Genomic DNA, 4,405 nt, shown 5'->3' on the forward strand with positions numbered 1-4,405 from the left:
ATCAGCGGGGGGTGTCAGTGATGGAACTGGCTCGCCAATCGGGTCTCACTCGACGCACCGTGTACCGGACCCTCAGCCGATGACGGCGGCGGCCTGCAGGGTGCCGTCGTGCGATCGCCAAGCGGTCGCCAAAGGTCTGTGCATGCTGCACTACAAGCGGCAGCGGCGCGGCGCACCTCTGGAGCCGACGGGCCCGAGAGTGGGCGACCCGGACGGTTACGGCCTGTACGGCGTCCTCGACCGCGATGACGACTCGGTGCTGTGCCATGAGTGTGGGAAACGCCCCCGCTCGCTCGGCGCCCATCTCGCGCCTGCTCATGGCATGACTGCTGTCGAGTACCGGGCAGCGCACGGTCTGCCGCGTGGCATCCCGCTGGTGTCGCTGTCCATCTCGGAGCGCATCTCTGAGCAGTCGGCGGCGCGGGTCGGGTCACCACAGTGGCGGCAGCTGGAGGCTGCCCGTGATCCGCTGGCGGCGTCGCAGGCGCGGGACCTGTCGAGCACCGCGCCAGCGGTGCGGCAGGAGCGCTCCGAGTCTGCGCCTGAGCGGCTGCCGGAGCGCAAGCCGCAGCGGCGTCGCTGCCCGATCTGCGGCGGCACCTACTATGGGGCGAGGGCGCGGACGTGTGGGCGCGCCGAGTGCATCAGTGAGTCGGAGTCACGGGCTGCACGTCGGCAGGCTCAGGAGGGTCGCCGTCGTATGACTGTCGCCGAGGGCATGATCTTGCGCTCCGTGCAGGGTAGAGAACTGGGGCGGGTCATCGCCGCCCTCGAGGCGGATGGTGTGCGACGGGTCGATATCGCTGCCGAGCTTGGCAAGTCGCCTGCGTGGGTGTCGGAGCACTACCCACAACGCGCCGACAGGCCGGTGACGCCTCACCTAGAGCCGGTTGCCGAGGTCGAGGGGCGGCAGCGGTGGACGTGGGAGCAGCGTAGTCGACAGCTCGCGATCCTGCTGGGCGAGGGCGGCGCATGGCCTCCTCTCGCGTCTCGGCTGGGGTCGTGGGTGCGCGACCAGCGCCGGTATAGGGAGCGGCTCACGCCGGAGCAGGTGGCCGAACTGGAGTTGATTCCGAGATGGACGTGGGAGCCGTCCTCGCGCGACCAGGGATGGGCCGCCAAGTTCAAGAGCCTGTCTCGCTACGCCGAGCAGCATGGTCACGCTGCGCCTGCGCGCGAGGAGCGGTGGGAGGGGTGGCGGATCGGTGCGTGGGTGTCACAGCAGCGGCATCGGCGCGGTCGCCTCTCGGCGGAGCATCAGGCGACACTGGAAGGGCTGCCGGGTTGGGCGTGGGTAGCGCCGATGGGCCGACCCGCAGACTAGAGCGATCGCCCCCAAAAAAACCCACAATCTTTTTTCCCGATTCCTCTTGCGCACCACCATATAGTGGTGTAGACTGATTTCATCAGGACAGGGGAACAGCCCCACCAACACTCTCTAGGAGCAGAGATGACCAGCATCACCACCGCAGCCGGTACCTACACCATCACCCACCGCGCCGAGAACAGCGCCCTCGTCGACATCATCCTCAACGGCCGCACCACCATCGCCTCGGGCATCCCCGCCGCCGACGCCGACGAGAAGATCGCCCGCCACACCGAGCTCGTTGCCTCACGCAAGGCCGTCCGCGAGGCGTGGGAAGCTCGCGGGATCATCATCGTCCGCGACGCCTCCGACATGCCCCGCGCCGCCCGGATGCGTCACATGAACCGCGTCGCCCTGTACCGCACCGCCGACGAGCAGCTCCTCGACCACTACGCCAGCATCGACGAGGTGCCGATGCCCGAGCCCACCACCGAGACTGTCGAGACCGCTGACGCCACCGTCGAAACCGTCGAGGTCGAGGCTGTGCGCGGCACCATCACCGACACCCAGATCGCCACCATCCTCGACCTGGTCGCCGCGGGCGCTCACGAGGAGGGCGGCTTCTATGCCGGCCCCACCACCGAGGCGGGTGTGCGGGCGATGAGCCGCGACGACGCGGCGACCTACATCACCAGCCTGACCGGGCGCTACTGAGCACCCACGACACGAGAGGACAGATGATGACCACCACATGGAGCGAGATGCGGTCCTACGCCACCGCTACCGCCGACCACACCGCCGCCTCGTACGGCGCGGCCCGCGCCTACTGCGCGGCCCTGTTCGACGGCGACGAGATCGAGACCACCCGGGACATGCTCAACCGCATCCGCCGCGAGAAGCGCGTCGCGTCGCAGGCCCTCACCGAGGCCCGTCAGGCGTACGCCGCCGCCACCGATCTGCTGGACACAGCAGAGGATGAGGGCATGGACCCCCAGCTCGCCGGCGTCATCCGCGCGAGCGTGGAGGGCGAGCTGAGATATCAGCGGGCTCTGTGGGATGTGCTCGACGCCGCGGCTGACCGGATCTGCTCGATCATCGAGCCCGTGGAGGTGTACTGAGATGCAGATCAGCCAGGTCAAGAGCGATGCATACTACCGCGCCAAGGTCGCCCGTCACCTCGCGAGCGTGGGCGCACCCGATGCCGACCCGACGCCGCTGGCCGAGTGGACTGCCGACGTCGACCGGGAGGGGCGGATGCGCCGGTCCGCGATCATCGACCAGACCGGTGCCGTGATCGCTGAGTGTGTGCGGATCGGTGGCGGCATGCGAGTGGGGGCTGACTACCTGACTGATGAGGATGCTGAGCGGTACGGGCTGGAGCGCACCGAGCGGGGGTTGGCGATCGCTCAACTTCGGCGGATGCTGGATCGGCCACTGATCTGCGTGCGTCACTGGGAGGTCGCGTCCGGATCGAGCCCGCGATGATGTCGGGGGCTGAGCTGGCGGCGCTGAGGGCTGTGATGGGGCACTCCCTGGACTCGCTGGCGGCGGCGCTCCAGGTGAATCCTCGGACGGTGCGGTCGTGGGAGTCAGGCAGGGACCGGATCAGCGACCGGGCTGAGGGGCTGATTTGGGGCGAGCTGGCCCGCCATGACGAGGCGGTGGAGCGGATGCTGGACGCTGAGATGCCGATCGCGCTGTCGCGTGGACCTGTGGGGGATCGTCCTCGTGGGTGGTGGGCGGCGGCGGCTGGTCGGGCGATGCTGGCTGATCCTGATATCGAGGTGGAGTGGGCCTACGCCGCACTCCACAACCATGGCTAGATACATCGCCACGCGGGCCTGGCGTGACGCGTCCCGCATTCTCCAACGGCTCGACCACGACCTGGCGCATATGGGCCACGGCTACCTCCTTCGCGGTCGTCCCGTTGTGGACCCGGCGCTAGTGGTCGCAGAAACTGACTCTGGCGAGCCCTCCCCGGTCGCTTTCGGCAAGCCTCGCGCGCTCACAGCCAAACATCTGGCCCGGATTCTCGGCGGAGATCGCCAGCCCAGCGCGCACTCGGTCGACGGCGGCTGGCGCTGGTACCAGGTTTCAATGCCGGATGTCTACGGCTACATCAACGCCTCCTCTCAGAGGCAGGACGCCGTGGGCCACCTGGCGCTCGTGGCCAGCGTTGTCCCCTACTCCCAGCTCACGCTTTCCGAGGCTGTTGGCGTGACGCTCGACATGATGCGCCTCGACCCTCGACCGGAGCTGGGCCACCCGAGCAAAGCCGCAACCGATTGGGCGGAGCACGGCCTCGGCCTGATCGACTGTTGGCAGGCCCGCCAGCTGCGCTACCAAGGCCGCGGACTGGGCGACGTGGAGACCCTGGCGCGCCGGATCGACGCGCTGCGTGTCATGTGCGCCCGATGGCATGTCCATCAGGCCGAGATGGACCTCGCCGCCGCGAAGGACAAGCTCACGGCCCGCTGAACGTCCGGGATTCTGGCCGCGGGGCTCGCGGTTTCAGCCTGTAAAGAACGCCCCCGGCATCAGCCGGGTGCGGCCTTGGGTCTTCCCAGCACCCGCCCGATGTGATGACACACAAATTTGCCCCCCCGACCACAGCGGTCGGGGGGGGCAGATTTGTGTTCGGGGCGGGCTAGGTGGCTCCCTCATCCTCGTCAGCGGCATGGCGGGGGGCCACGCCACTGTCGTCCTGGTAGCGGCGCAGCAGGTACGCCAGCAGCGCCGTACCTGCGGCCTGGATCGCGGACCAGGTCCACACCTCCCACGACGCCAGCCAGTCACGCAGCGACGGGGCCGCGAGCGAGCCGACGAGGGTGGTGAGCACAGCGAGTCCGACAGCGATCGCGAGGCCCTGCCGCAGGGTCTGCCAGCCACGACGGGCGGCGATCGCCGGACGATCCTCGGGAGCGATGCTGATGGGGTTGGGGGTGGTGGTCATGGGAGTCTCCTCAGGCAGTAGGCGTGGACGGCTCGGTGTCGTCCACCGGATCAGGGTCGAGCCACAGGCTCGGGTCGATATGGCCACGGATGCGGTGCGGGACGCGGGGCATCCGGCCCCAGTCAGGGCGGCGGAGCATCCCGACC

General features: G+C 68.9%; 8 protein-coding genes. 7 read left to right on the top strand and 1 reads right to left on the bottom strand.

Annotated features, from left to right (window positions below; genetic code table 11):
* Positions 1 to 11 precede the first annotated feature (11 nt).
* The 7 genes from ACTQ40_RS10210 to ACTQ40_RS10240 all read left to right on the top strand — a co-directional run bounded on the left by ACTQ40_RS10210 (position 12) and on the right by ACTQ40_RS10240 (position 3,784).
* Complete coding sequence (locus ACTQ40_RS10210) at positions 12 to 83, top strand: helix-turn-helix domain-containing protein (protein WP_441564088.1); 72 nt, start codon at positions 12 to 14, stop codon at positions 81 to 83.
* Positions 84 to 142: 59 nt separating this feature from the next.
* Positions 143 to 1,324 (top strand): Helicase associated domain protein, encoded by a 1,182-nt coding sequence (locus ACTQ40_RS10215; RefSeq protein ID WP_441564079.1) that lies wholly within the window; start codon positions 143 to 145, stop codon positions 1,322 to 1,324.
* 126 nt (positions 1,325 to 1,450) lie between these two features.
* Entirely contained in the window at positions 1,451 to 2,020 is a 570-nt protein-coding gene (locus ACTQ40_RS10220; protein ID WP_441564081.1) for a hypothetical protein, read from the top strand.
* A 26-nt stretch (positions 2,021 to 2,046) separates the two neighbouring features.
* Positions 2,047 to 2,424 carry a hypothetical protein gene (locus ACTQ40_RS10225; protein WP_441564083.1) on the top strand — a complete coding sequence of 126 codons (378 nt, stop codon included), beginning with the start codon at positions 2,047 to 2,049 and terminating at the stop codon, positions 2,422 to 2,424.
* A 1-nt stretch (position 2,425) separates the two neighbouring features.
* Positions 2,426 to 2,791 (top strand): hypothetical protein, encoded by a 366-nt coding sequence (locus ACTQ40_RS10230; RefSeq protein WP_441564085.1) that lies wholly within the window; start codon positions 2,426 to 2,428, stop codon positions 2,789 to 2,791.
* Complete coding sequence (locus ACTQ40_RS10235) at positions 2,791 to 3,129, top strand: helix-turn-helix domain-containing protein (RefSeq protein ID WP_441564087.1); 339 nt, start codon at positions 2,791 to 2,793, stop codon at positions 3,127 to 3,129. The genes ACTQ40_RS10230 and ACTQ40_RS10235 overlap by 1 nt, the downstream gene beginning before the upstream one ends.
* The gene (locus tag ACTQ40_RS10240; protein ID WP_441399517.1) at positions 3,122 to 3,784 is read left to right on the top strand and encodes a hypothetical protein; all 663 of its coding nucleotides are present in this window, start codon (positions 3,122 to 3,124) and stop codon (positions 3,782 to 3,784) included. The genes ACTQ40_RS10235 and ACTQ40_RS10240 overlap by 8 nt, the downstream gene beginning before the upstream one ends.
* A 169-nt stretch (positions 3,785 to 3,953) precedes the next feature.
* On the opposite strand, the gene ACTQ40_RS10245 is transcribed toward ACTQ40_RS10240, so the two are convergent.
* Entirely contained in the window at positions 3,954 to 4,259 is a 306-nt protein-coding gene (locus ACTQ40_RS10245; protein ID WP_441042439.1) for a hypothetical protein, read from the bottom strand.
* Between the last annotated feature and the right edge of the window lie 146 nt (positions 4,260 to 4,405).

The sequence above is a fragment of the Collinsella sp. Sow4_D11 genome (assembly GCF_052116465.1).
GTDB lineage: Bacteria > Actinomycetota > Coriobacteriia > Coriobacteriales > Coriobacteriaceae > Collinsella.